The sequence below is a fragment of the Candidatus Dorea massiliensis AP6 genome, from assembly GCF_964245105.1.
GTDB lineage: Bacteria > Bacillota > Clostridia > Lachnospirales > Lachnospiraceae > Laedolimicola > Laedolimicola intestinihominis.
On the sequence record NZ_CAXTKW010000014.1, the window covers coordinates 36,957 to 61,459 of the forward strand.

At 49.3% G+C, this 24,503-nt stretch carries 26 protein-coding genes and 1 tRNA gene; 7 read left to right on the plus strand and 20 right to left on the minus strand.

Annotated elements, in window-relative coordinates; all coding sequences use genetic code 11:
* Positions 1-2: 2 nt before the first annotated feature.
* From ACESZP_RS14275 to ACESZP_RS14320, 10 genes are all read right to left on the minus strand, one after another.
* The gene (locus tag ACESZP_RS14275) at positions 3-353 is read right to left on the minus strand and encodes a hypothetical protein (RefSeq protein WP_007037237.1); all 351 of its coding nucleotides are present in this window, start codon (positions 351-353) and stop codon (positions 3-5) included.
* An 81-nt stretch (positions 354-434) separates the two neighbouring features.
* Entirely contained in the window at positions 435-989 is a 555-nt protein-coding gene (locus tag ACESZP_RS14280) for a hypothetical protein (protein WP_008722347.1), read from the minus strand.
* Positions 990-991: 2 nt separating this feature from the next.
* Positions 992-1,477, minus strand: coding sequence for a DNA cytosine methyltransferase (locus tag ACESZP_RS14285; protein ID WP_499709422.1), 486 nt, complete (start codon positions 1,475-1,477; stop codon positions 992-994).
* Between the two features lie 117 nt (positions 1,478-1,594).
* Positions 1,595-2,818, minus strand: a complete 1,224-nt coding sequence (locus ACESZP_RS14290) for a DNA cytosine methyltransferase (protein ID WP_499709423.1) — start codon at positions 2,816-2,818, stop codon at positions 1,595-1,597.
* The gene (locus ACESZP_RS14295; protein ID WP_499709425.1) at positions 2,815-3,177 is read right to left on the minus strand and encodes a hypothetical protein; all 363 of its coding nucleotides are present in this window, start codon (positions 3,175-3,177) and stop codon (positions 2,815-2,817) included. Before ACESZP_RS14295 ends, ACESZP_RS14290 begins: the two co-directional genes overlap by 4 nt.
* Positions 3,178-3,212: 35 nt before the next feature.
* The gene (locus tag ACESZP_RS14300; protein WP_021938450.1) at positions 3,213-3,395 is read right to left on the minus strand and encodes a helix-turn-helix domain-containing protein; all 183 of its coding nucleotides are present in this window, start codon (positions 3,393-3,395) and stop codon (positions 3,213-3,215) included.
* 181 nt (positions 3,396-3,576) lie between these two features.
* Positions 3,577-3,873: a hypothetical protein gene (locus ACESZP_RS14305; RefSeq protein ID WP_349164882.1), complete on the minus strand. Its 297-nt coding sequence runs from the start codon at positions 3,871-3,873 to the stop codon at positions 3,577-3,579.
* Positions 3,874-4,159: 286 nt separating this feature from the next.
* The gene (locus tag ACESZP_RS14310; protein WP_349164881.1) at positions 4,160-4,873 is read right to left on the minus strand and encodes a 5'-methylthioadenosine/adenosylhomocysteine nucleosidase; all 714 of its coding nucleotides are present in this window, start codon (positions 4,871-4,873) and stop codon (positions 4,160-4,162) included.
* A gap of 293 nt (positions 4,874-5,166) precedes the next feature.
* Positions 5,167-5,655 (minus strand): DUF6147 family protein, encoded by a 489-nt coding sequence (locus tag ACESZP_RS14315; protein ID WP_499709428.1) that lies wholly within the window; start codon positions 5,653-5,655, stop codon positions 5,167-5,169.
* 68 nt (positions 5,656-5,723) lie between these two features.
* Positions 5,724-6,521 (minus strand): DUF4367 domain-containing protein, encoded by a 798-nt coding sequence (locus ACESZP_RS14320; RefSeq protein WP_499709429.1) that lies wholly within the window; start codon positions 6,519-6,521, stop codon positions 5,724-5,726.
* Positions 6,522-6,664: 143 nt separating this feature from the next.
* On the opposite strand from ACESZP_RS14320, the gene murG reads away from it, so the two are divergent.
* Positions 6,665-7,732: an undecaprenyldiphospho-muramoylpentapeptide beta-N-acetylglucosaminyltransferase gene (gene murG / locus ACESZP_RS14325; protein ID WP_499709430.1), complete on the plus strand. Its 1,068-nt coding sequence runs from the start codon at positions 6,665-6,667 to the stop codon at positions 7,730-7,732.
* Positions 7,733-7,789: 57 nt separating this feature from the next.
* On the opposite strand, the gene ACESZP_RS14330 is transcribed toward murG, so the two are convergent.
* Both ACESZP_RS14330 and ACESZP_RS14335 read right to left on the minus strand, forming a co-directional pair.
* Complete coding sequence (locus tag ACESZP_RS14330) at positions 7,790-8,311, minus strand: RNA polymerase sigma factor (protein ID WP_178038975.1); 522 nt, start codon at positions 8,309-8,311, stop codon at positions 7,790-7,792.
* Positions 8,312-8,334: 23 nt separating this feature from the next.
* Complete coding sequence (locus ACESZP_RS14335; RefSeq protein ID WP_349164957.1) at positions 8,335-8,748, minus strand: HIT family protein; 414 nt, start codon at positions 8,746-8,748, stop codon at positions 8,335-8,337.
* A gap of 117 nt (positions 8,749-8,865) precedes the next feature.
* Between ACESZP_RS14335 and ACESZP_RS14340 the strand changes: the two genes are divergently transcribed.
* Complete coding sequence (locus ACESZP_RS14340) at positions 8,866-9,513, plus strand: sensor histidine kinase (RefSeq protein WP_499709432.1); 648 nt, start codon at positions 8,866-8,868, stop codon at positions 9,511-9,513.
* 122 nt (positions 9,514-9,635) lie between these two features.
* Here ACESZP_RS14340 and ACESZP_RS14345 read toward each other — a convergent pair whose 3' ends face one another.
* Together ACESZP_RS14345 and ACESZP_RS14350 are read right to left on the minus strand one after the other, a co-directional pair.
* The gene (locus ACESZP_RS14345; protein WP_440321290.1) at positions 9,636-9,956 is read right to left on the minus strand and encodes a cyclic-di-AMP receptor; all 321 of its coding nucleotides are present in this window, start codon (positions 9,954-9,956) and stop codon (positions 9,636-9,638) included.
* A 177-nt stretch (positions 9,957-10,133) separates the two neighbouring features.
* Positions 10,134-10,206 (minus strand) — tRNA-Lys (locus ACESZP_RS14350).
* A gap of 276 nt (positions 10,207-10,482) precedes the next feature.
* On the opposite strand from ACESZP_RS14350, the gene trmB reads away from it, so the two are divergent.
* Positions 10,483-11,121: a tRNA (guanosine(46)-N7)-methyltransferase TrmB gene (gene trmB, locus ACESZP_RS14355; protein WP_178038972.1), complete on the plus strand. Its 639-nt coding sequence runs from the start codon at positions 10,483-10,485 to the stop codon at positions 11,119-11,121.
* 583 nt (positions 11,122-11,704) lie between these two features.
* Here trmB and ACESZP_RS14360 read toward each other — a convergent pair.
* The gene (locus tag ACESZP_RS14360; RefSeq protein WP_499709434.1) at positions 11,705-12,802 is read right to left on the minus strand and encodes a C40 family peptidase; all 1,098 of its coding nucleotides are present in this window, start codon (positions 12,800-12,802) and stop codon (positions 11,705-11,707) included.
* Positions 12,803-13,128: 326 nt separating this feature from the next.
* Here ACESZP_RS14360 and ACESZP_RS14365 point away from each other — a divergent pair, with 326 nt between their 5' ends.
* From ACESZP_RS14365 to ACESZP_RS14380, 4 genes are all read left to right on the plus strand, one after another.
* Positions 13,129-13,521: a transcriptional repressor gene (locus ACESZP_RS14365; protein ID WP_178038970.1), complete on the plus strand. Its 393-nt coding sequence runs from the start codon at positions 13,129-13,131 to the stop codon at positions 13,519-13,521.
* 192 nt (positions 13,522-13,713) lie between these two features.
* Positions 13,714-14,256 (plus strand): NADH peroxidase, encoded by a 543-nt coding sequence (locus tag ACESZP_RS14370; RefSeq protein WP_499709436.1) that lies wholly within the window; start codon positions 13,714-13,716, stop codon positions 14,254-14,256.
* Between the two features lie 289 nt (positions 14,257-14,545).
* Positions 14,546-15,214, plus strand: coding sequence for a PAQR family membrane homeostasis protein TrhA (gene trhA / locus ACESZP_RS14375; protein WP_178038968.1), 669 nt, complete (start codon positions 14,546-14,548; stop codon positions 15,212-15,214).
* Between the two features lie 77 nt (positions 15,215-15,291).
* A complete protein-coding gene (locus ACESZP_RS14380; protein WP_178038967.1) occupies positions 15,292-15,606 on the plus strand; it encodes a GIY-YIG nuclease family protein in 315 nt (104 codons plus the stop codon).
* A gap of 1 nt (position 15,607) precedes the next feature.
* Here ACESZP_RS14380 and ACESZP_RS14385 read toward each other — a convergent pair whose 3' ends face one another.
* The 5 genes from ACESZP_RS14385 to ileS form a co-directional block, all read right to left on the minus strand.
* Complete coding sequence (locus ACESZP_RS14385) at positions 15,608-16,450, minus strand: peptidoglycan DD-metalloendopeptidase family protein (RefSeq protein WP_499709438.1); 843 nt, start codon at positions 16,448-16,450, stop codon at positions 15,608-15,610.
* Positions 16,451-16,481: 31 nt separating this feature from the next.
* Positions 16,482-17,378 carry a SpoIID/LytB domain-containing protein gene (locus tag ACESZP_RS14390; protein WP_178038966.1) on the minus strand — a complete coding sequence of 299 codons (897 nt, stop codon included), beginning with the start codon at positions 17,376-17,378 and terminating at the stop codon, positions 16,482-16,484.
* Positions 17,379-17,449: 71 nt separating this feature from the next.
* Complete coding sequence (gene udp / locus ACESZP_RS14395; RefSeq protein WP_499709440.1) at positions 17,450-18,220, minus strand: uridine phosphorylase; 771 nt, start codon at positions 18,218-18,220, stop codon at positions 17,450-17,452.
* Between the two features lie 116 nt (positions 18,221-18,336).
* The gene (locus ACESZP_RS14400; RefSeq protein ID WP_349164596.1) at positions 18,337-20,838 is read right to left on the minus strand and encodes a glycogen/starch/alpha-glucan phosphorylase; all 2,502 of its coding nucleotides are present in this window, start codon (positions 20,836-20,838) and stop codon (positions 18,337-18,339) included.
* A 119-nt stretch (positions 20,839-20,957) separates the two neighbouring features.
* Positions 20,958-24,113: an isoleucine--tRNA ligase gene (ileS, locus tag ACESZP_RS14405; protein WP_499709442.1), complete on the minus strand. Its 3,156-nt coding sequence runs from the start codon at positions 24,111-24,113 to the stop codon at positions 20,958-20,960.
* Positions 24,114-24,503 lie beyond the last annotated feature (390 nt).

Here is a 24,503-nt window from a genome sequence, read left to right on the forward strand (position 1 = left end):
TTTTAGTTTGGGTTTGCTTTTAATTCATCCACAAACTCCATGTATGCGTTAAGGATTGCCGTACACTCTTCAATGTCGTAACTCTCTACCTCTTCGGCTGAAACTTTCACATTTCCCATATTGTTGTTTAATACTGCCGCCACAAGGTTATAAATGGTTGATGTATCGGCATCCTCGCCCGTTCCGTTGGCTTCCACATCCTTTATTGCTTCAAAAACGCCCTTTTGCGGCATACGGACAATAATTTTTTTGCCCTTTTCAACCACATTTCCGTTTTCATCCTTTTTATCTTTCAGAGTAAACGGCCAAAAGGTACGTTTAATTTTGTTCATGTTAAATTCTTTTACTGCCATGTTGTGTTCCTCTCTTTCATGCAATAAGGCGGCTCGATTTTTCAACCGGCCGCCCGTTCTTATCGTTGGCCCGTGTTTTGGCTACTCTGTTTTGTCAATATCCTCTGTGTAAAGGATTAAAGTACCCTCTTTGTCCATAGGCTGTGCTTTAAATTCTGCATCAATAACGGTTTCGCTATCCTTTGCAAAGGCAATCGTAAAACCGGCCTGGTTATTACCAACAATCGTTACACGGATATTTCCGTCCTGGGTATCTTTATGGACAAATCGCAAAAGGTATTTCTTACCCGTTGCGTTTCCGATACCGCCAATTTTGACCGTTCTAATTCCCTTTGCCTTATCTTCTGTCACTCTTGCGGTCTGACATAACTTTTCAAGCGTTGTTCCGCACCATGTCATAATTCCGCTTTTAAGGGTGGCTTCCTCTTCCGTAATAATTACTTTGGAAACTTTACCCATATCGTCTTTTGCTTCGTAAAACTCCGGTGCATACTCAATTTCCGCACCGCCCTTAATATGCCCCAGGCGGTTATCTTCTGTTTCAATCACCGCATCATCCGGGATTGCTTCGTTTGTTCCCTGGAAGTCTGTACAATACAAATCTCCGCTACCTAAAACAATGCTTTCTTTGTCCATTCTTATTTCCTCGCTTTTGCAAACATCTTTTCTGTTTCATCCGTTACGCACGCACTCGCTACGATTCCGCTATCAAGAAGAAACTGCAACATCCCGTTGGCTAATGAGTTCGGTGTTATGGTTTCCTCTGCCGGAATTGCTGTTTTAGTTGTTTCTTCCCGTCCTGCTGCTGTCTTGGCTTCTGCTTCCGCTGCTGCCAAAATGCTTTCCGCCGTTGGCTTCTCTTCCGGTTCATTCATTCCGGTAAAGTTCTTGTTTTCTGCTTCCATGTTTTGTTCCTCGCTTTCTTCTGCTGCATAAATGCTTTTTGCTATCTCTTCCGCTATTGCAGTAAATACCGTTGTAGTTACTGCGTTACCAAATTGTTTATATGCCTGGCTATCTGAAACAACTTGTTTCCAATCGTCCATAGGGAACGCTTGTAAAATTCCGTATTCTTTTGGAGTCAACTTTCGCACCCTCAACCGCTTTGTATCAAATATTTTCACTTCCCTTTGCCCCCCCCGGATGTTGTAAGGGTTGGTGCTATTCCATTCACGGAATACACCCGGCGGCATTGGTCTTGGGCCTTTATGTCAAGCATCCCCACCATTTGGCAACCCTGGTTATTTGCTCTTTCCATTGTCTTGTTCCTTTCGCTCTTCTATAACTGCTATCATGTCTTTCTTTCCGGCGTACCCTTTATAATCCCTTGCGGTAAGGCACGGGGAAACATCCGCAATTTTTAAAACATTTCTTCCGCACTTATTGACCGTTACTGTTATGGGAAACTCTGTTGCTCTCTGCCCCCCCTGGATTGATGATAACGTGTTGGTAGTTATGCTTCTTTGTGATGCTTCCGCCCCCCCAACTCGTAATGTTTTACCGCAACCGTTGGGGTCTAAAAGCCCGGTTTCCTCTGCAATGTCCGTAACCACGCTTTCTTCCGTCTGTTCATCTTCCAGGATGATAACGCCGTGTAAATCCTGGGCGGTAAGTGTAAACATTGGCTCGTCCTCTGCCTTTGCCCTCGGTCCGTTCTGCCGCTTGTTGATACGGTCCGGCGTAATGCACGCATGGCACTTTCCCATTTTCTCTAATTTCTCCATTGCCTGGGCTATAATGGTTTGTGCCTTTTCGTCCGGCAAGTAATATTTTTCCGGCACATCTTTTTCCAGGTAATCCGATAATTTCGGTACAAATTCGTGTTGCTCTTTTGGAAATGTAAATGATAGGTTCTTTTTGTTCCTGGTCCCTACTACTGCGTAACGGTCCCGGTTCTGTGGCACGTTCCAATATTTGGAATTAAACATTTCAATATGTGCCGTGTACCCGTGGCGTTCATATTCAAGGCGTAACACGGGCAAATACGGGCGTAATCCTCGCACGTTCTCCGCAATGATAACGGCCGGCATGGCGTGTTCTCTCTCTCTCTCTGTTTCTTCAAGCAATCGCATCATTTCAAAGAAACATCCGCTACGGCTCGCCGCCTTAAAATTGTTACTGCTGCACTTAGGACAAATGGTGTTGCCCGTGTACTCTTCCGGGTTTATCTCTATTTCCTCGCCGCAATCCTCGCATTTTAAAATCATGCCCCGTTGCTTTCCGGCAACGCTCAAATCCTGGCATGGGAAACCAAACGCCCACACATCCGCTTGTGGGATGTCTGCTTGGTGTAATTCCTTAATGTCTGCTTTCTGTACATGGTCCCCTACGTTTGCCCGGTAGCTCTCCACGGCGTATTTATCAAAGTCCCATGCCCCGGCTATTTCATACCCGGCATTTTTAAATGCAATACCCATTCCGCCGCATCCACAAAAAAAGTCATTAACCTTTAATTTTCTTTTCATCTGCTGCCGCCCGTCCTTTCGTTCATTGCTCTGTATAAGTCCTTTTTATTTGTGTAGACTTCGTTGGTCTGAACTCCGGCGGCATTTAACTTTGCTTTCACTTCTAAAAGTTCTTTTCTAAAAAATCTTTCTCTATCTCCCCTTGGTCGCTCTGTGAAATCAACTATTTTCCCCGGTGTTATAAGCAATCTTAATATTTTGGCGGTCGTTTCCCCGTACTGTCTAAAAACGCCATATTCTATATATGTTTTTTGCCATATAAACAATTTGAACCCCAACGCCTTTTCCACATCTTCAATCTTTTTATCAAGTTCCGGCGTTGTGTAGTGCGGTCTGTAAAACCATTTTGATATATCCATGTTGAGTTCCTTTCTATATTGCTGCCGCCTGGCATTTATAAACTTCTCTGTGCTACTTCTGCCCGGTATGGTGTTCCCCCACGCTTCAATTCGTTATAAATCGTTGCTCTGTGAAACCCAACCGCCTTTGCAATATCTGTAACCTTTGCCCCGGTTCGCTCCATTGCTTCAATCTTCTGTCTGTCGGCGTATGTAATACGCTTATCTCCTTTTTTCACGTTTCCGCCCACCTTTCCTTAAAAATTGGCAAAATAAAAAGTGCTACAAGAGTTTTTTAATTCTCTTGTAGCACTCATATTTTCTATAATAAAAAATCAAGTGCGATAGAGTTATTAACCCTTGTCGCACTTGATTTTACAACTTAGCACATTTTACTCTTTTTTTGTTCTTCCAATCGATTTACCCCAGGAATTCCGACAGCACCTCCTTCAGCACCTGCTCCTCCTGGGGATTCAGATTTTTCACAACGTTTTTTACCGGCTTCTCCGTCTCCTGCTGCGTCTGTTGTTCCTGCTCCTCCCGGGCTTCCTGCTCAAAATTCGGAAAGCTCTCCGCCGCCCGGGCCGACAGATTGCTGCGCAGCAGCTCCCGCTTGGTATCCTTCACCACCGAACGAATCTCCCGCACGTCCGCCCACAGATAAAGCACCACGATCAACAACACGGCCCAGGCCGCTATCATCACGATTCGAAACATCCTGTCCCCTCCCGTTTTTTTACTTCCGTATGCCTTTTCCATACGGAATTTTTTCTATCTTTTATTATAAAAGGCAGGCAGGTAAATAAAAAGAGCGGGCGCTCGTCATTGCCCGACAGGGACTGACAAGCTTCCCGCTTATGTGACTTTCTATTCTCCGGCAGCAAGTTACCGGCAAACGAGAGAACCTATGCTTCGCGAATTTTACTCGCTGCCCGCGTAAACTAAAATAAGAGAAGTACCTGTATCGCACTTCTCTTATCCTCTTTAGATTCTGACCGCCAATCTAGTATACATCCTCCGGGATCCGGGACACGAAGTCTTCTACCAGCTTCACGCTGTGCTCGATGGCCTGTGCCTCAAAGGTGGGGTAATCCATCGTGGCGCTGTCATCTGCCTTATCGGAAATGGCGCGGACGATGACGAAGGGTACCTTGTTCAAATACGCCGCCTGCGCAATGGCTGCGCCTTCCATCTCGGTGCAGTAGCCTTCCGTCCAGGACGCAATCTCATTCTTCACGGAACGCTCCGCAATGAACTGATCGCCCGTGACAACCCGTCCCACGAAGACACGGATATCCGGGTTCACTTCCTCGCAGGCTGCTTTCGCCATGGCGATAAGCTCCGGGTCTGCCGGGAAGCTGATCGTATCCATGCGGGGGATCTCGCCTCTGGCATAACCGAACTGCCGCGCGTCCATATCGTGCTGCAGCGCGTCGGATGATACCACGATATCTCCGATATTAATCTCCGCTTTCAGGGAGCCTGCAATTCCTGTATTGATGAGGTGGCTCACATTGAACGCATCCACCAGAATCTGGGCGCACATGCCTGCATTCACCTTGCCGATACCGCTGCGCACCACGACTACCTCACGGCCATTCAGATGACCCTGATAGAACTCCATGGATGCCTTTTTGACTACTACCTCTATTTCCATTTTCTCTTTTAAGAGAGCAACTTCCTCTTCCATCGCTCCAATAATACCTGTTCTGCCCATAGACGCCTCACTTTCTTTGCTTCTCCGTTCTCTATTTTACCAACACTTGTACGGAATTGCAAGAAAGAATCCTTTTGATACCCGCCGGTCAAAAGAGTCGGCCGGAATTCCTCCGGCCGACTCTTTTCATCACATCACAAAACAACAATCACTGCTTTTTCAAAGTGTGTAGATTTTTTTGATTTTTCAGTTACATTTTTTGGTTCCTTTACTTTTCCATATTCAGTTGTGTATAAATGATTGGTAGATGGTTTGTCCTAACCTGCGCCCGGGTATTGGGAGTGGAGCGCGGGTTAGGATGCGGTGATAACACCAGCACTGGTTGTGGTGGATTCCACGGTGCTTCCTTTTACAGCAGTATGTCCGCCTCTTACACGGTATTTGTAGCCTTTTGTTACGGAAATATTGGTTTTATTTCCATGGCAGGATGTAGTGTTCTCTTCCTGGAAATAGTAGCTGGCAATATTTCCGAAATGGCTGCCGCCGTCAGAACTCTCATCCAGATGAAGGCTTACCTTTACATAATCACAGGTCTTGTACGCAGTTGTTGTTCCTGAGATGCTCAACAACCCTGAACCTGTCCGCTTTATTCCGGTAGTTCCATCACATAAATAAGTTCCTCTTGCGATTCCATACCAGGTGTCAATCGCTTCGTCCTCTGTGTTGACATACTCGTGATATCCCGGCATTTCTTCTGCATGGCTGGTGATGGCTCCTGCATTACAAATTCCTCCTACAAGCAGAAGACTCATCAGCGCCATTGCAATTCTTTTCTTGTGCATATGTTTCCCCTCCTTCATATTGCACTTCATTGGTAGTTACGTTAAGAATACGAATGAGGGGAGCCATATCAGACACTTTCGAAAATAATTCCCATAATAATTTGTTCAAACTCTTCCAAATTCAAGTCTGAGATTACATAATAATATGCATTCCCTTGTTCCAACTGAATTACATAGGAATTCGAATTATCTCCCTTATCAATTTTGAATATTTCTACCTTTTTATTTAAATGAAATATATCTACAGTGTCTACTATTTCGCCATCAGTTTTCTTATCAAATGCAGAATCTTCATTTTGTTTATTCTCATATATTATAAGCATTCCACCTTTATACCGAAACTCCATCTGAGCTTCGCCCATCACATCATCTATATATACCTTTTCCAGAACCATATCCTGAGGTTTATCATTCAGCCTGAGCGCCTGAATCCCCAATCTGTCCTCAATTTCCTGATAGGCATCTTTCTCTGAAATGTCCCTGTCTTCTTCCATCTCTCCATTAATAATCGTTGTATTAAAATCCCCATCCTCACTCCGTTTTTCCACCTTCGGCACGAATAATTTCGCGCCGGTAACGCCTGCACCCATTGCAGCCACCAGGATCGCGGCAGCGGCCACGGTGAGGAGCGTGCGCTTCCGAATCCGGAACGGCTTTTTCGCGGGACCGTTCTCATTTTTACTGATGTTCTTATTCTCTTCCTCGGCTTTAATTCGCCGCATCAGATCGTCGAAGGAATCCTCCGGCATCTCCAGGGCAGCCAGCTCGGGATCCGCTGCTTCATGCTCCTGCAGCCGCTTTTCCAGTTCCTCTGCCTCTTTTTCAAATTCACTGCTTATCCATTCACGGAATTTTTCTTCACTCATATTTCTTTCCTTATCGTAATTCTGATAGTTTTGTGTTTTCCGGTTTCCGTGTGAAATCTATCTGCTCCCCTCTGATTTACAATTGACAGAAGGGATGGAACCTAGCATAATAACCTTAGACAGTTATCTACGGAGGTGTAATTTTGAAACGAATTCTTTTGACCGGCGGCGGAACTGCCGGACATGTAACGCCCAATATCGCGCTGTTGCCGCGGCTTCGCGAGCTCGGCTACGACATTTCCTATATGGGTTCCTACGATGGAATCGAGAAAAAGCTCATTACGGAATTCCAGATTCCTTACTACGGCATCTCTTCCGGTAAGCTGCGCCGGTATTTCGACCTGAAAAACTTCTCGGATCCTTTCAAGGTCCTGAAAGGCTACGGCGAAGCCGTCCGCACCATGAAAAAACTGAAGCCGGATGTGGTATTTTCCAAGGGCGGCTTCGTGTCCGTGCCTGTGGTTCTGGCCGCGAAACACTGTAAAGTTCCCTGTATCATCCACGAATCCGATATGACGCCGGGCCTGGCCAATAAGCTGGCAATTCCGGCTGCCTGGAAGGTCTGCTGTAATTTCCCTGAGACTTTGCAGTATCTGCCCAAGGACAAGGCGGTCCTCTCCGGCTCTCCCATCCGCCAGGAGCTGCTGCACGGCGACGCTCTGGCCGCGCGGAGGTTCACCGGTCTCGCCGATGACAAGCCCGTCATTCTGGTTATGGGCGGAAGTCTGGGCGCTGCCGCTGTCAATGAGGCGGTCCGCAAGATTCTTCCCACCCTGCTGAAGGATTTCCATGTGATCCATCTCTGCGGCAAGGGAAAACTGGACGCTTCTCTGTCCGGTCTCTCCGGCTATGTACAGTATGAGTACATTAACGAGGAGCTGAAGGATCTGTTCGCTCTGGCGGATCTGGTCATCTCCCGGGCGGGCGCCAACTCCATCTGCGAGCTGCTGGCCCTTCACAAGCCGAACCTGCTGATTCCGCTCTCCGCTGCAGCCAGCCGGGGCGATCAGATTCTCAATGCCCGTTCCTTCGAGAAACAGGGCTTTAGTCTGGTTCTGGAAGAAGAGACGCTCACCAATGAGCTTCTGCTCCAGACAGTCCGCAAACTCTACGCAGAGCGCGTTTCCTTCTCCGAGGCCATGAAAGCCAGCCGTCAGACCGATTCCATCGATACGATCATCGGGCTCATCGAAGAGGCTGCTGCCCGTTAGGGTAGGCCCCAATTGTTTTCTTTGCGGCGGAAATCTGCATTTCCGCCGCTGTATTATTTATTTTTCCTTTACATCCTGAAACCTGGCCTTCAGCCATTTCTTACATCGTCTCAGATAGGTATCCACCGTACCGACCGGGAATCCGGTCCGTTCCGCGATTTCCTTCTTCGACATTCCAAAATAATCAAAAAGTATCAACATTTCGTACCAGTCCTCATTCTTCTCACGCACTGCGCGCAGAATGTGCAGACACCGATTCTGATTATCCATCTCTGCCGCGTGATATTCCAGAGGATTTTCCGCGCTGCTTACCACCACATCGCTGTTTTTCTCAACGATTTCGTAGTACTTTTTATTGCGACGCAGCCAATCACATGTTTTATTATAGGACACTACCAGCATCCAGCCTTTTGCTTTCTCCTCTTCTATTCTGTCACGGTAACTGTATAATTTCAGAAATGTTTCCTGACAGATATCCTGTGCCAAATAATAATCTTTCGTCATATCATAGACTTGCCGAAGTATCAGGTTTTTATATTTTTCGTGCAGTTCACGAAATTTTTCTTCACTAATCCCCATGCATTTCCCCTGAATTCGGCTTTTTAATTATCTTTTAACAGCTCCACAAGTTCCTCTTTCGCGTCGTCTGTCAACGCTCCCTGTTTCCATCCGATTCCTGCTCCGTCATTCTCGTAACGCGGAATCAGATGCATATGAAAATGGAATACGGTCTGACCGGCTGCTTCTCCGTTGTTCTGAACCAGATTCAATCCATCGCAGCCCAGCTTCTCCTTCATCCGGCTTCCGATTTTCTTTGCCAGCAGAATAGCCTTCTCTGCGTGCTCTTCATCCAACTCCAAAAGATTCGCAAAGTGATCCTTCGGTACCAAAAGCGCATGCCCTCTGGTGGCCGGATTCAGATCCAGAAACGCCCGAAAGTCGTCATCCTCATAAATCGTAGCGGACGGAATCTCTCCATTCGCAATTTTACAGAAAATACAATCATCATGTCTCATTATCATGCTTCCTCCTTTTGTCGAATTTTAAGCTTTTTTGTTTTTATTTGTTGGCGGAATCCATATTGTCACATCCCCGCCCCCATGCTACACTTAGTTACAGGAGTGGTACAAACTATGGATGAACTTAACCTTACTATCGCAAAAATCACACACGAAATACGTAACCCGCTGACTTTAATCAACAGCTCGCTTCAGTTGATTGAGACGATGCACCCTGAGGTGCGGGATTTCCAGTTCTGGAATCAGACCCTGGAAGATGTGGACTATCTGGGACAGCTTCTGGAAGACCTGGCCGCGTATACAGACGGGCGCCGTTTCTTCATGTGCGAGGTGGATATGAAAGAACTGTTTACCTCACTGGAAAGCAGTCTCCAGCCTTACATACAGGAGCATGGGAAACATTTTTCCCTCCATCTGCCTGCGCACCTTCCCACGGTATTTGGAAACCCTATGAAATTGAAACAGGCCTTTCTGAATCTTCTCAAAAATGCCTTTGAGGCCACCGATGAAAGCGGCTGTGTCTCACTGTCTGCCAGAAAATATCTGGATCAGCTCATTATCCGCATCTCTGACGACGGCTGCGGTATGACGCCGGAAGCTGCCGCGGAGCTTTTTACCCCCTTTGCTTCCGGTAAGACCGGCGGAACCGGTCTTGGTCTGGCAATTACCCAGAAAATTGTGAAGGCCCATTACGGAACCATCGAAGTCGCCTCTACTCCCCAGCGAGGTACGACTTTTACCATCACACTTCCTCATTTATAGGGATATTTTAGTATACGATTTTATATAACGCAAGTAAATTTTTGTAAAACTCAGATTATTTCTGAAATGTCAACGGCCCTGCACTTGCAGGGCCGCTTTTTTGTCGTCATTTTGTAACATCTTTAAAATTTCATTATCTGGTTTACTTCAGATATAAATACGGTTGCTCCGCCAATTTTCAGGGTCTTCTCAGCCTGCACCATCATGTTGCCATTGTACTCCCATACTTCGCAGATTTCTTCCCGTTCGGTGCAGCTTTCCTGAATGTACGTTAGTATCCGCTCCTGCTGTTCTTCCTCCACACAGATAAACAGAGTCACGTTCTTCTTATTGGAATAGAGACCAGACGTCTCGAACTTCGTGGCACGAATCCGGTTCTGAATCAACCGGGTCGCCAGCTTCGCGTAATCCTGATCCTGCACAATTACCATCATCAGTTTCATATTTTCTTCCTCCTGACCGCCGGGACGGCACTCTTTTCCCTATAGCCCCAGTATAACGGAGATGGCCAAAAATTACAATCTCCAGCTTAGAAGAAAACGTGTATTATCTCAGCCCCCCATTTCCGGGCACAAAAAAGCACCGACCCCGCAGTCATCTGCAAAACCGGTACCTTAGAGTGCGCGATCAGGGGTTCGAACCCTGGACACCCTGATTAAGAGTCAGGTGCTCTGCCAGCTGAGCTAATCGCGCATATTTTGTTCGTTTTGGGCTGTCCCTCAACGCAAGATTTATTATACTGCATGGTTTTCAAAAATGCAAGCACTTTTTTTCATTTTTCTTGATTTTTTTTTCGATTTTGTTTACAATGTAAAAAAACCGCGTATTTATAAGGTTTTTCGAGTCTCCGGAATTTAGAAACAACTACGTTTCTGAGTGATTTCCTATTCCGGGAACCCAAAAACCATAAAAAATCATTTCTATGTATCTGAAAAAATACACTGTTTACGTACAAAAAGGAGGACTATTTTGAGACTGAAACATGTTAAAGGAGCCGAAGAAGCCATTGCCGCTAATGAATATGTCGTTCACGACGCCAAAGAGCGTCCGGGGAAGTGGCAGGAGCTTTTCGGAAACGATCATCCGATTCATATAGAGATTGGTATGGGAAAAGGACAGTTCCTGATGGAGCTGGCCAGACGGAATCCGGATATTAATTATTTGGGCATGGAGCGCTATAGCAGCGTGCTGCTGCGGGCGCTGCAGAAGATGGAAGAAGAACCGCTGCCGAATCTGTATTTCCTCTGCGAGGACGCGGCGGAGCTGCCGGAGATGTTCGCGAATGGAGAACTGAACCGGATCTATCTGAATTTTTCCGATCCCTGGCCCAAGGCACGGCACGCAAAGCGACGCCTGACTTCCACGGAGTTCCTGGCGCGCTACAATCTGGTGCTGGCGGCGGATGGTCAGATTGAATTCAAGACCGACAATATGGATTTGTTCGATTTCTCACTGGAGAGCGTGGAGGAAGCCGGATGGAAGCTTGTGGGCTGCTCCAGGGATCTGCATCATGATCCAACCATGAATGAGGGCAATATCATGACGGAGTACGAGGAGAAGTTTTCAGCAAAGGGTAACCCCATCTATAAACTGGTTGCCATCCGGTAGGTATTTATTGCAGCCATAATTTCTAAGCTTCTTATACTGCCATGATACTCTAAATACTTTGGCTTAGAGTATCATGGCATACTTTTTTTATTTCCCATCGCTTGTATTCCCTGATTTTTTCACAATTATCAGACAATACCAATTATATTTCGACATTGCAAAAGTCAAGTCTGTTTCCCACTTTATTTTCGTCTTATGCAGTTTTATTCAATCTGTACAGAACGTTTGTTTTTAAAAATACTATGTAAACCTGGGTTTTACACATCCAAAAATGTGGATAATGTGGATAACTTGGTTGATAACTTTATTTTATGGGCTTTTTTGTCCGTTTTTATGTGGATATCTTTTTCACTTATCCACGTGGATTCGTGCATATTTTTATGAAAGGTGGATTTCTTTGTGCAATCTGTAACCGGGTCCGTATATGGGTAACATAAAATTGTGTATGGGTGTCTGATAATTGTAGTATGTTGTCTGATTTTAATTCAGTCCGGCGTGCAGCCAGGGCTTCTCCCTATGGAAAACACCAAGAGGCGGGAACCATTTCGGATTCCCGCCTCTTTAGATTTTATACTATTGGAAATTAAAAAATACGTCTTACACAGATAACGCTCTTATAGTTCGCCGGAGAGGTGTACTTGATTCCGGTGGCCGGTGTGCTGGCATGTACTACGGTGTTATTTCCACAGTAGATAGCTACATGACCACTGTAGCAGAGGATATCACCCGGCTGTGCCTCGGAAAGGCTTACGCCGTATCCTACGCTTCTCATGGCGCTGGAAGAATGGGGCAGACTCACACCGAAGTGCGCGTATACACCCATAACAAAGCCGGAGCAGTCTGTTCCGTTGGTGAGGCTTGTGCCGCCGTATACGTACGGATTACCCACAAACTGACTTGCATAGCTGACTACGGAATTGCCGCTGCTGCTTCCGGAACCGCTGCCTACAACCGCGTTTGAACTGCTGTCGGACTTGGTCTTCGCTGCTACTTCCTCGGCCTTCTTCTTACCTTCCTTTTTCGCAGCCTCTTCCTTGGCCAGACGCGCTTCCTCTTCTGCCTTGGATTCCGCCTGTACGAAATCGGTTCTCAAATCTACATAATCGGTGGATACCCAGCCGTCGCCTTCCTCGATAGATACCTTTACAAAGCCTTCCTGCTCATCGGTAACGGTTAACTCCTCACCTTCACCAATCAATCCCAGGACGCTGGCGTCTGTGGTGGCGTCCGTTCTGACACGCAGAGTCTGGGTGGTGACAGTCGCCACACGCTTGCCGACCTCTTTGGCCAGCTCCTCTGCCTCGTCGCCGGTCACTACATAATCAGCCTTCACATAACCGGTCACGCTGCCGGATGTAATCTTGTACCAGCCGTTCTCTTCTCCGTCCACAGTTCCGGCGGACTTATCATAAAGCTTTCCGACGATCTCACTGTCCTCGCCGGCTTCACTTCTGACATTTACGTAATCATTTACCTTCGCAATGCAGATACCGTCGAACTCTGACGGAGTCATGTCCTCCAGTACCTTCTCATCTGCCTCCGGATCTGCTGCCTGAGCCTCTGACATAACGGAAGCAATTCCTTCCTCTGACGCCAGTGACAGGCTGCTTGCCTCCGCGCGGATTCCGCTGAAGCTAAAGCAAAGCGTTCCTGCGAGACATATCATTGCAAACTTGTGCATGCTATCGTTCCTCCAATGTTATCTGTAGCAGCTCTACGTCCTTCTCATTACACAGAGCTGTTGTTCTTCACTCAAAAGTTTAAATGTTACAAATTTATTAAAACTTATGACTGAATTATAACAGCATGATTATTGTTTGTCAACCTTATCCAGATATTCTTCCGGAGTTATTTTACGCTTCATAATATGACTCGCCGGATTTTCTCTGCAGGGCGCAGGGCTTCATTTTCCGCAAAACTATCATATTTTTCCATTGACATTCCCGGGAAATTTGCTAAAATAAAAGAAACAGTAACCGTTATTATTATCAAATAAAGGAGGGTTTTATGCCAGCTTTAAAATACAGCCGCCAGCGGGAGTCTATCAAGCGCTTTTTGTTGTCCCGGTATGACCACCCCACCGCAGATACCATCTATCTGCACGTAAAGGAGGAATTTCCGAATATCAGCCTCGGCACTGTCTACCGCAACCTGGCGCTGTTGACGGATCTGGGAGAGATTATCAAGATTACCACCGACGGAGCCGACCGCTTCGACGGACATGTGGCGCCCCACTCTCATTTTATATGCAGGAAATGCCATGCGCTCTTTGACATCCATATGGACGACGAGGCCTTTATCGATGAGAAGGCCCAGAACGTATTTCCGGGAATCATCGAAGGGCATACGGTACAGTATTTCGGGCTCTGTGAGGAATGCGCGAAGATACATACGTCCTGATGCCGTTTCTTCTATATATTATAGGAAATGAGATAGCGAAGGATTTAAAATTTATTGATAATAATTTTTAAATAATGCTTGACGAAATCAGGAACGTATGCTATATTAATATCAGTAACAGGAATCGTTACTGATTTAGTAAAAAATAACTGACAATCTTAAATATCAAAAAAAGAAAAGGAGAACAAGATTATGAAGACATGGGTATGTACAGTATGTGGTTACGTTTGGGAAGGCGAGACAGCACCGGAGAAATGTCCGCAGTGTGGCGTTCCGGCATCTAAGTTCAAGGAGCAGGCTGGGGGTCTTACCTGGGCAGCTGAGCATGAGGTAGGCGTTGCACAGGGCGTAAGCGAGGATATCCTTGCAGACCTTCGCGCAAACTTCAACGGCGAGTGCTCTGAGGTTGGTATGTATCTGGCAATGGCTCGCGTAGCTCACAGAGAGGGTTATCCGGAAATCGGTCTCTACTGGGAGAAGGCAGCTTACGAAGAGGCTGAGCACGCTGCAAAATTCGCAGAGCTGCTCGGTGAGGTAGTTACCCCCAGCACCAAGAAGAACCTGGAGCTGAGAGTCGCTGCAGAGCACGGCGCAACCGAGGGCAAATTCGACCTGGCAAAGCGCGCAAAGGCTGCTAACCTGGATGCTATTCATGATACCGTTCATGAGATGGCTAAGGATGAAGCCCGCCACGGCAAAGCATTCGAGGGTCTGTTGAAGAGATACTTTGGCTAAGCTATAAGGCATGCAAAAATGTAAGGAAATGGTTCAGAGGGAGCTTGCTCACTCTGGGCCATTTTTTTACATTTTTATAGGGCGCCAGCCCGACAGTGAGGGACTGCCAACGGCAGTCTCGAATTGGCATGCCTGATAGCCTTACTACCTTCCGGGCATGTAAAAATCCCCTTGACTTTTTTCATTTTCCGCATATAATATGAATATAGTTACACATAGTTTTAAATACTATATATAGAATTATTAAAAACCGTATTCATATTATAGCTAAACGAAAGGGGTTGTTACCATGAAATTTGAAATCAAAGATCCAGGAAGCGCGATTACTCATTTTATCGGCATGCTGATGGCTGCCTTTGCGGCGACGCCGCTCTTAATTCGGGCGGCCAGCAATCCCGATAAGATCCATCTCATTTCCTTAAGCATTTTTATCATCAGCATGATTCTGCTGTACGCGGCCAGCACCACCTATCACACGCTGAACCTGTCCGAACGAACCAACCGCATCCTGCGGAAAATCGATCACTGCATGATCTTCATGCTGATCGCAGGCTCCTATACGCCGGTGTGCCTGATTGTGCTGGGCGGCAAGGTAGGGTATACCCTCTGCGCCATCGTCTGGGGCATCGCCATCGCCGGCATTATCCTGAAGCTGTTCTGGATCACCTGCCCCAAATGGTTTTCCTCGGTGCTGTATATCGCCATGGGCTGGGTGTGCGTGCTGGCTTTCACGCAGATTCTGAACGCCCTGTCACCGGCGGCCTTCGGCTGGCTGCTGGCGGGCGGCATCATTTACACGGTGGGCGGTATTATCTACGCGCTGAAGCTGCCGCTGTTTAACGCCAGACATAAGTATTTTGGCTCCCATGAGATTTTCCATCTGTTTGTAATGGGCGGGAGTATCTGTCATTTTATTATGATGTATGTATTTGTGGCAAAGATGCCGATTGGGTTGTAAAATTTGCATAAAAGAACTCCTTCGCGTATAATAAGAAAGACTCACAACAGCTTCTATTATATGCGAGGGAGTTTTTTATGAACTACACCTACATCCTCCGGTGCGGCGACGGCTCGCTCTACACCGGCTGGACCAACCATCTGAATAAACGCGTGGCGGATCACAACGCAGGCCGCGGCGCCAAATATACGAAAGCGCACCGGCCTGTGGAGCTGGCTTACTATGAGATCTTTGAGACGAAAGAGGAGGCCATGAAACGAGAATGCGCCATCAAAAAATTAAGCCGCCCTCAGAAGGAACGGCTTATTGAATCCGATGCAAATTTACTCTATACGATAGGAGTACCTTCGGAGCAGCATGAAGCACCCACTACAGAAAGTGTACAAAAGTAATTTATGGGAGCAATTCTTTAGGATTGATACTTTCCCCATCCTTCAGCACCTGAAAATACAGGTTACTGCCCTCTTTACTGTAAAAGCGGGTAGGCTCCGCCACATAGCCTATCAGAGCCCCGGCCTGCACGTAGTCGCCCTGCTGCACGGCCGGTTCTTTGATCTGCCCGTAAATAACCTGGTAACCGCTGCCGATATCCATGGTGATGGTTGTGCCGGTCTCATCCACATTTTCAATAGAAATTACCTTTCCGCTGGCTGCGCTCAAAACACTTTGATCTACACTTCCTTCTATTATAATAGCCGGATTGTACTTATACTGATCAAGCGTCGAAAAATAGACTGTCTTGTCCATGCTGAAATCCATCAGAATATTGCCGGCAATGGGCCAGAGAAGCTGATCCGTCTCGGCCGAGAATGACAGGGGCGGCGCCTCCGCGCCTGCGTTTGCCTCAATGATCACCGGCTCGTCCACACTGATTTCCGCGTATTCGCCCTCCAGCTCGGCGTTGTTTGTCTCGGCTGTCTCTGAGCCTTCGACCTGCGCGGTCTCCGCTGCGCTCTCACCGGTCCGGTCCCGGCTGGCGCTTCCCGAAGCCGCCTGCCGCTCGGCCTCCGCTGCCTTCTGCTCCCGGGCGGCTTTCGCCGCCACCTCCTGCTGCCGGGCCTGCGCCGCTTTTTCCGCGTCTGCCACCTCCTGCTCCAGCCTCCGCTGCTGCTCCTCGGTCTTACCCACTGTGTACATGCCAAACAAAGTCACGCCCGCCAGAAGACACAGGCTCAGCGCCACTGTGGCCATCCGCCTTCCCGCCGGGCTCGTCTGCCGTTTCTTTTTTGTTGTCATAAACTTCACCTCTATGATATGATTCCGCTTTTTAAGTGCTATCCCTAGCATAGCCATTTTCGGTAAAGCTTATACAATCCAGATTTTTATAAAAATAAGACAAAATTTCCCGGTAGGTTCGCCCCTCCAGCGCCATCCGCCCAGCTGTATACAGGCTCATGCCAAAGCCGTGGCCCAGTCCCCGGGTGACGATGCGCACACCCTGGTCCGTCTCCTCCGCCGTGAAACAGCTGGAATTCAGCTCATATCGGAACCGAAAGGCTTCGCCGGTCAGTGTCTCATCCCCCAGCCGCACCGTCAGCACGTATCCGGCGCTGTCCCGGCTTTCAATCACCGGCAGCTCCAGCTCCGGGAAATAAAAAATCTGCAGATAATCCGCCGACTCCACATCGCCCGCACAGTCCGCCGAAGTAAGATAGGTATAACCCTCTCCCAATGCGCCGCCCTCTCTGGTCTTTCCGGCGCTAACTGCATGGTAGGGCAGATCTTTCAGTTCCCCTTCCAGAGCCAGCACCTGTCCGGCAGTCTCCTCTGCCGCCGTCCGGCATTTTTCCAGGTATCGCTGACGGTTTTCATAGCTCCAGAGCTTTTCTGCCTCGCCTTCTGTGCAGACCGTAAAGCCCAGCGCTGCCAAATCCTCCTCCCGGATGGCCTCTGCCGCCTGCTGCCAATCCGCCGCTTCATAATATTCCATGGCCGCCCGCAAAAGATTCGTCCGAATCACCACCGCCTGAGCCTTCAACGCCTCGGTCTCATAGGTCACGGATATCTGCATGGGCAGTATCTGCGCCACACAGCGCTCCAGGTTGCCTTCCGCAGGCTCCGTCTGCCCACCCGCCAGCTCGCCGGTGCAGAGTACCACAGCCACATAGGGCAGTAATATCAATATAATCAGAATCGAAGCCGCTGTCTTTATTTTTTCTCTCATTCTACAGCTTATGCGCGGCCACGAAAAAGCAGACCTGGGATTCCGGCCTGCTTTCGCATGGTTTACATAACTTAATTTTCTTTGTCCGCAAGAATCAATTTCCGAATGGCTTCGACGCTCACCTGAATCGCCGCCGTCATGTCCTGGCTTTCCGTGTCATCCATCCCCTGTTTCCTGCGCTCCTGGTTCCAGAGCACGTTCAGCACGCAGCCTGCCCGCATACCCAGGATCTGGGATACAATAAAGACTGCCGCGCTCTCCATCTCCGACGCCAGGCAGCCTGCCTTGATCCAGGCGTCCCATTTGTTCAGGAGCTCGTAGCCTGCCGGCATCCGTTCCGGGCTATGCTGGCCGTAGAAGGAATCCTTGCACTGAACCACGCCCGCGTGATACGTATGGCCCAGCTCTTTTGCGCTCTGGACCAGGGCGTTGGTCACGTCCAGGTTCGCGATAGCCGGGAATTCGATGGGTACATACTCTTTGGACGTTCCCTCCATACGGATAGCTCCGGTGGCCACCACCAGATCGCCGCCCTTCACCGGCAGGGCCATACCGCCGCAGGTGCCGATGCGGATAACCGTATCCACGCCAATCTGATGCAGCTCTTCGATTCCGATGGCCGCTGAGGGACCGCCCATACCAGTTGACATAACATATACTGGTTTCTCCTCAATCTCGCCCACCCAGGTGGTGTATTCCCGGTTCTGTGCCACAAACCGCGGGTTTGCAAGGTGCGCGGCGATTTTCTCCACTCGCCCCGGATCGCCCGGCAGGATGGCGTAGCGCGCCCCGACTTCATTGATAAATCCGATATGGTAAGGTTTCTGATGTTCATTGTACATAAGCCTGACCCCCTTTTTCTTAACCATACACGATTTCACCCCATTTTGCAATGGAATTTCCTGTTACATAAAAAGGACAGACGCCCGAAAACGTCTGTCCCTTTGAAAAAACTGTTTTATTTTGCTTTGGCCTTGTCCTTAACCGGCTCGTCTTCCTTCGGAAGCTCTACGGTCATCTTATCCAGATGCCAGATGTCGTCTACGTACTCCTGGATGGTGCGGTCGGAAGAGAACTTGCCGCTGCATGCGGTGTTCCAGAGGGCTTTCTTCGCCCACTGCTTCTCATCCCGGTATACAGCCTCGATCTTCGCGTGTGTCTCTGCATAGGACCGGAAATCCTTCAGGATAAAGTAGGTATCTGCCCGATCGCTGTTGTTGGTGTTCAACAGGGAATCATACAGATCCCGGAACAGCTCCGGATCCTGAGGTGCGTAATAACCATTGATCAGCTGCATCAGCACGTGACGGATATCCTGATCGGAATTGAAGATGTCCATGGGGTTGTAGCCGCCATGCTGCTCATAATTGATAACCTCGTCTGCGCTCAGACCGAAGATAAAGGCGTTCTCCTCACCCATCTCTTCTACCATTTCCACATTTGCACCGTCCATGGTTCCGATGGTCAGGGCTCCGTTCAGCATGAACTTCATGTTACCGGTACCGGACGCCTCCTTGCTGGCGGTAGAGATCTGCTCGGATACATCTGCTGCTGCGAAGATCAGCTCCGCGTTGGAGACACGGTAATCCTCAATAAATACCACCTTCAGCTTGCCGTTAATGGACGCGTCGTTGTTGATCACGTCTGCCACAGAGTTGATAAGCTTGATGGTCAGCTTCGCGCGGCGGTAGCCTGCTGCAGCCTTGGCGCCGAAGATAAAGGTTCTCGGATAGAATTCCATATCCGGATGCTCTTTGATCTTATTGTACAGATACATCACATGCAGGATGTTCAGCAGCTGACGCTTGTACTCATGCAGTCTCTTCACCTGTACATCGAAGATAGAGCGCGGGTCTACGGTGACGCCGTTGTGCTCCTGGATGTATTTTGCCAGACGCACCTTGTTCTGATACTTGATGTTCATGAACTCCTGCTGCGCCTTCTCGTCGTCTGCGTAAACCTTCAGCTTACTGATCTGGGACAGGTCGGTGATCCACTCGTCGCCGATGTGGTCGGTCACCCACTGAGCCAGCAGCGGATTGCCGTGAAGCAGGAAACGACGCTGGGTGATACCGTTGGTCTTGTTGTTGAACTTCTCCGGCATCATCTCGTAGAAATCCTTCAGCTCCTGCTTTTTCAGGATCTCTGTATGCAGTCTCGCTACGCCGTTTACGGAATGGCCTGCTGCGATAGCCAGATGCGCCATCTTAACCTGTCCGTCATAAATGATAGCCATCTTGCGGATCTTCTCCTGATCGCCCGGATATTTTGCCTGGATATCCAGTACAAAACGACGGTTGATCTCCTCCACGATCTGATATACACGGGGAAGCAGACGGGAGAACAGCTCGATGGGCCATTTCTCAAGGGCCTCTGCCATGATGGTGTGGTTGGTATAAGCGCAGGTCTTAGTGGTGACCTCCCATGCCTCGTCCCACTCCAGGCCTTCCTCGTCGATGAGGATACGCATCAGCTCGGCTACCGCCACGGTCGGATGGGTATCGTTCAGCTGGAACGCCGCCTTCTCGTAAAACTTACGGATGTCGTCATGGTTTCTCTTATAACGGGCAATGGCCTCCTGCACGCTGGCGGAGATAAAGAAATACTGCTGCTTCAGACGCAGCTCCTTGCCTGCCATATGGTTGTCGTTGGGGTACAGAACCTCTACCAGCAGCTTCGCCAGGTTCTCTTCCTCTACGGCCTGCTGATAATCGCCCTTGTCGAAGGCGTCCAGACGGAAGGTATTCATGGCCTCTGCGTCCCAGATACGAAGGGTATTTACTACGTTATTGCCATAGCCTACTACCGGAAGGTCGCAGGGGATAGCGCGTACGGCCTGATAGCCCTTCTGGATAAAATGGTTCTTGCCGTTCTGATCGACTTCTACATCTACATAGCCGCCGAACTTGACGATCTTCGCGTACTCCGGACGGCGGAGCTCGAAGGGATTGCCATCCACAAGCCAGTCGTCGGGAATCTCTTTCTGATAGCCGTTCTCAATTTTCTGCTTGAACATACCATAGCGGTAACGGATACCGCAGCCGTATGCCGCATAGCCCAGGGTTGCCAGAGAATCCAGGAAGCAGGCTGCCAGTCTTCCCAGACCGCCATTTCCCAGAGCTGCGTCCGGCTCCTGATCCTCGATCACGTTCAGATCGCAGCCCAGCTCCTCCAGAGCTTCCTTTACTTCGTCATAATAGGTCAGGTTAATCAGGTTATTGCCAAGAGCACGGCCCATCAAAAATTCCATGGACATGTAATACACGATCTTCGGATCCTGCTTTTTCATCTGCTCCTGGGTCGCAATCCATGCATCGATGATCGCGTCCTTGGTAGCCAACGCTACCGCATGAAAAATCTGGTGCTGTGTTGCCTCTTCAATGGGTGTCCGGTACAGAGTCTTCACGTTGTAAACTACGCTTCTCTTAAAGAGTTCCTTGTCAAAGGGTCTCTTACTCATAATAGTTTCCTCCTCTTTGATACCGTTTATCACTGTTCACTCCGTTCACAGTGACACGCTTCGCAATGCACAGAAATTATACTGTCCGCATCATTTCGTGCTGCAAGACCAGAACGCGCTTACGCACGCTCTACGCCCATGGTAACATTCTCGCCGTTGATACTCCAGTCCTTCACGTAGCCATTGGCCTCGTCGAACTTCACATCCACTGCCAGAACCTCGGACTTGATCTGATCCGCATTGGCCTTGATAAGCTGTTCGATCTTCTCATTGCCCTTGCAGGAAATCACGATCTTGTCGGTTACCTGGAAATCTGCCTCTTTCCGCATGGTCTGCACCTTGCTGATGATCTCGCGGACAAAGCCCTCCTCGATCAGTTCCGGCGTGAGCTTGGTGTCCAGCACTACGGTGATGGTATTGTCACCGTCGGATACGAAGCCTTCGGTCTGTGCCATGTCGATCAGCAGATCCTCCTCCGATAATACCACATTTGTACCATTTACGTCAAATGTGAGGCTTCCCTTCTCCTTCAGCTCGTCCATGGCGGTATTGCCGTCCACCTCAGACAGGTGCTGGCGGATGCCGTTCAGGCACTTTCCATACTTGGGTCCTACGGTCTTCAGCTGCGGCTTGAAGCTATATGTGGTAAATGCGCGGACGTCGTCGGTAAAGTCTACCTTTTTCACATTCAGCTCGTCCTCGATGATCTCGCAGTAGTACTCAGCCAGCTTGTAGGGAGCCTTTACATACATCTGGGCAATGGGCTGACGGTTCTTGATGTTCGCGGTGTTACGGCACGCACGGCCCATCACAACGATCTTCAGAACCTCGTCCATATCGCGCTCCAGCTCTTCGTTGATCCATGCCTTGTTTACAGTCGGGAAGTCGCACAGATGGATGCTCTCGGGAGCGTCCTTGTCGATGCTTCTTACCAGATTCTGGTAAATTTCTTCTGTCATGAAGGGTACCATGGGCGCTGCTGCCTTGGAAATGGTTACCAGGGAGGTATACAGGGTCATATAAGCATTGATCTTATCCTGCTCCATGCCCTTTGCCCAGAAACGCTCACGGCTGCGGCGTACATACCAGTTGGACATATCGTCCACGAACTCCTGAAGGGCTCTTGCTGCCTCCGGGATCCGGTAATTGTTCAGGTTATCGTCGACCTCGCCTACTACGGTGTTCAGCTTGGACAGAAGCCATTTGTCCATGACACTCAGGGAATCATAATTCAGCTCATACTTCGTTGCGTCAAATTCGTCAATGTTGGCATACAGCACGAAGAACGCATAGGTGTTCCAAAGGGTACCCATGAATTTACGCTGTCCTTCCTGTACGGCCTTTCCGTGGAAACGGTTGGGCAGCCAGGGCGCGCTGTTGATGTAGAAATACCAGCGGATGGCGTCTGCGCCGTATTTATCCAGCGCGTCGAAGGGATCCACCGCATTTCCCTTGGACTTACTCATCTTCTGGCCGTTCTCATCCTGTACATGTCCCAGAACGATAACGTTCTCATACGGCGCCTTATTGAACAGAAGAGTGGACTCTGCCAGCAGGGAATAGAACCAGCCTCTGGTCTGGTCTACGGCCTCTGAGATAAACTGTGCCGGGAACTGCTGATGGAACAGCTCCTGATTTTCAAACGGGTAATGATGCTGCGCGAAGGGCATCGCTCCGGAGTCGAACCAGCAATCCAGTACCTCCGGTACGCGGCGCATAGTCTTGCCACAGCAGGGGCATTTCATGGTGATCTGGTCAATGTACGGACGATGGAACTCGACGGTCTTCGCGTTCTCGTCGCCGCTCATCTCATAGAGCTCCTCGCGGCTTCCGATGGACTCCTGGTGTCCGCAGCCTTCACACTCCCAGATGTTCAGCGGAGTTCCCCAGTAACGGTTACGGCTTACGCCCCAGTCCTGAATGTTCTCCAGCCAGTCGCCGAAACGTCCCTTACCGATGCTCTCCGGGATCCAGTTGATGGTATTGTTATTGCGGATCAGGTCATCCTTTACCGCAGTCATTTTGATGAACCAGGACTCACGCGCGTAGTAGATAAGCGGTGTGTCGCAGCGCCAGCAGAACGGATAATCATGCTCGAACTTGGGCGCGTCGAAAAGCTTGCCCTCTGCGTCCAGATCCTTCAGGACTTCGGGGTCAGCCTTCTTTACAAACATACCTGCATACGGCGTCTCGGCGGTCATGTTACCCTTGCCGTCCACGAACTGTACGAAGGGCAGGTCGTAGTTGCGGCCCACGCGTCCGTCGTCCTCACCGAAGGCCGGGGCGATATGAACGATACCGGTACCATCGGACATGCTGACATAGTTGTCTACGGTTACATAGAAGCCCTTTTTATGCTGCTTTGCTGCTGCCTCTCCGGCGCATGCGAACAGCGGCTCATACTCCTTGTACTCCAGATCTTTTCCGACATATTTTTCCAGAACCTCGTAGGCGGGCTTGCCTTCCTCTGCGAGACCGCCCAGCACCTTGTCTGCCAGGGCCTCTGCCAGGTAGTAGGTGTAGCCGTCTGCTGCCTTGACCTTTACGTAGGTGTCGCTGGGGTTCATACACAGACCCACGTTGGACGGCAGGGTCCAGGGGGTGGTGGTCCATGCCAGGAAGTACGCGTCCTCATCCTTTACCTTGAAGCGGACGATGGCGGAGCGCTCCTTCACCTGCTTGTAGCCCTGGGCTACCTCATGGCTGGAAAGGGGGGTACCACAGCGCGGGCAGTAGGGAACGATCTTGAAGCCCTTGTACAGCAGGCCTTTCTTCCAGATCTCCTTCAGCGCCCACCACTCGGACTCAATGTAGTTGTCATCGTATGTGACAAACGGATGCTCCATGTCAGCCCAGAAACCTACGGTGCCGGAGAAATCCTCCCACATGCCCTTGTATTTCCAGACGCTCTCTTTACATTTGCGGATAAACGGATCCAGGCCGTACTGCTCGATCTGCTCCTTACCGTCCAGTCCCAGTGCCTTCTCCACTTCCAGCTCTACCGGAAGTCCGTGGGTATCCCAGCCTGCTTTTCTCGGTACCATGTAACCCTTCATGGTGCGGTATCTGGGGATCATATCCTTGATAACACGGGTCAGTACATGGCCGATATGAGGCTTACCATTGGCGGTAGGCGGTCCATCGTAGAAGGTGTAGGTCTCGCCTTCCTTGCGGCTGTCCATGCTCTTCTCGAAAATGTGATTTTCATCCCAGAACTTTTCAATCTCTTTCTCCCGTCCAACGAAATTCAGATCGGTTGATACTTTGTTGTACATGATTTTTCCTCCTTTTGAAATCACTGAAAACCCTGTTCTCCAGAATTTCAGATTCGCGGGGCTGCGTCCGAAGGGACTTGTGCCTTTCGCGAAAAAAAACGACCCTTGTCCTGTAACAGGACAAAAGCCGATCGCTTCTGTGAAACCACCTTATTACAACATGCCATCACATGTGTCTCCCATAACGGCGGAGTACCGCCGGTACCTAATCATCCCTCTTGTATACAGGATTCTTTCAGCCCGGAGCTCGGAAGTGATTTTCAAAAAGTCCTACTCGCGCCGGGCTTCCACCCTCCCCGGCTCTCTTTGCCTTTTGGAGCTTTCCTACTCTCTTCGTCAATGCTTTTTCTTTATGTTTCGTCGCTATTAGCCAGTATAACCCGTTTTTGC

Coding starts and splice junctions, on each gene's coding strand:
- ACESZP_RS14275 (WP_007037237.1), bottom strand. CDS start 353: ATGGCAGTAAAAGAATTTAACATGAACAAAATTAAACGTACCTTTTGG.
- ACESZP_RS14370 (WP_499709436.1), top strand. CDS start 13,714: ATGAAGACATGGGTATGTACAGTATGTGGTTACGTTTGGGAAGGCGAG.
- udp (WP_499709440.1), bottom strand. CDS start 18,220: ATGTACAATGAACATCAGAAACCTTACCATATCGGATTTATCAATGAA.
- ACESZP_RS14360 (WP_499709434.1), bottom strand. CDS start 12,802: ATGCACAAGTTTGCAATGATATGTCTCGCAGGAACGCTTTGCTTTAGC.
- trhA (WP_178038968.1), top strand. CDS start 14,546: ATGAAATTTGAAATCAAAGATCCAGGAAGCGCGATTACTCATTTTATC.
- ACESZP_RS14310 (WP_349164881.1), bottom strand. CDS start 4,873: ATGGGCAGAACAGGTATTATTGGAGCGATGGAAGAGGAAGTTGCTCTC.
- ACESZP_RS14290 (WP_499709423.1), bottom strand. CDS start 2,818: ATGAAAAGAAAATTAAAGGTTAATGACTTTTTTTGTGGATGCGGCGGA.
- ACESZP_RS14385 (WP_499709438.1), bottom strand. CDS start 16,450: ATGACAACAAAAAAGAAACGGCAGACGAGCCCGGCGGGAAGGCGGATG.
- ACESZP_RS14345 (WP_440321290.1), bottom strand. CDS start 9,956: ATGAAACTGATGATGGTAATTGTGCAGGATCAGGATTACGCGAAGCTG.
- ACESZP_RS14320 (WP_499709429.1), bottom strand. CDS start 6,521: ATGAGTGAAGAAAAATTCCGTGAATGGATAAGCAGTGAATTTGAAAAA.
- ileS (WP_499709442.1), bottom strand. CDS start 24,113: ATGTACAACAAAGTATCAACCGATCTGAATTTCGTTGGACGGGAGAAA.
- ACESZP_RS14340 (WP_499709432.1), top strand. CDS start 8,866: ATGGATGAACTTAACCTTACTATCGCAAAAATCACACACGAAATACGT.
- ACESZP_RS14305 (WP_349164882.1), bottom strand. CDS start 3,873: ATGTTTCGAATCGTGATGATAGCGGCCTGGGCCGTGTTGTTGATCGTG.
- ACESZP_RS14365 (WP_178038970.1), top strand. CDS start 13,129: ATGCCAGCTTTAAAATACAGCCGCCAGCGGGAGTCTATCAAGCGCTTT.
- ACESZP_RS14335 (WP_349164957.1), bottom strand. CDS start 8,748: ATGAGACATGATGATTGTATTTTCTGTAAAATTGCGAATGGAGAGATT.
- ACESZP_RS14400 (WP_349164596.1), bottom strand. CDS start 20,838: ATGAGTAAGAGACCCTTTGACAAGGAACTCTTTAAGAGAAGCGTAGTT.
- ACESZP_RS14380 (WP_178038967.1), top strand. CDS start 15,292: ATGAACTACACCTACATCCTCCGGTGCGGCGACGGCTCGCTCTACACC.
- ACESZP_RS14280 (WP_008722347.1), bottom strand. CDS start 989: ATGGACAAAGAAAGCATTGTTTTAGGTAGCGGAGATTTGTATTGTACA.
- ACESZP_RS14295 (WP_499709425.1), bottom strand. CDS start 3,177: ATGGATATATCAAAATGGTTTTACAGACCGCACTACACAACGCCGGAA.
- ACESZP_RS14315 (WP_499709428.1), bottom strand. CDS start 5,655: ATGCACAAGAAAAGAATTGCAATGGCGCTGATGAGTCTTCTGCTTGTA.
- ACESZP_RS14330 (WP_178038975.1), bottom strand. CDS start 8,311: ATGGGGATTAGTGAAGAAAAATTTCGTGAACTGCACGAAAAATATAAA.
- ACESZP_RS14390 (WP_178038966.1), bottom strand. CDS start 17,378: ATGAGAGAAAAAATAAAGACAGCGGCTTCGATTCTGATTATATTGATA.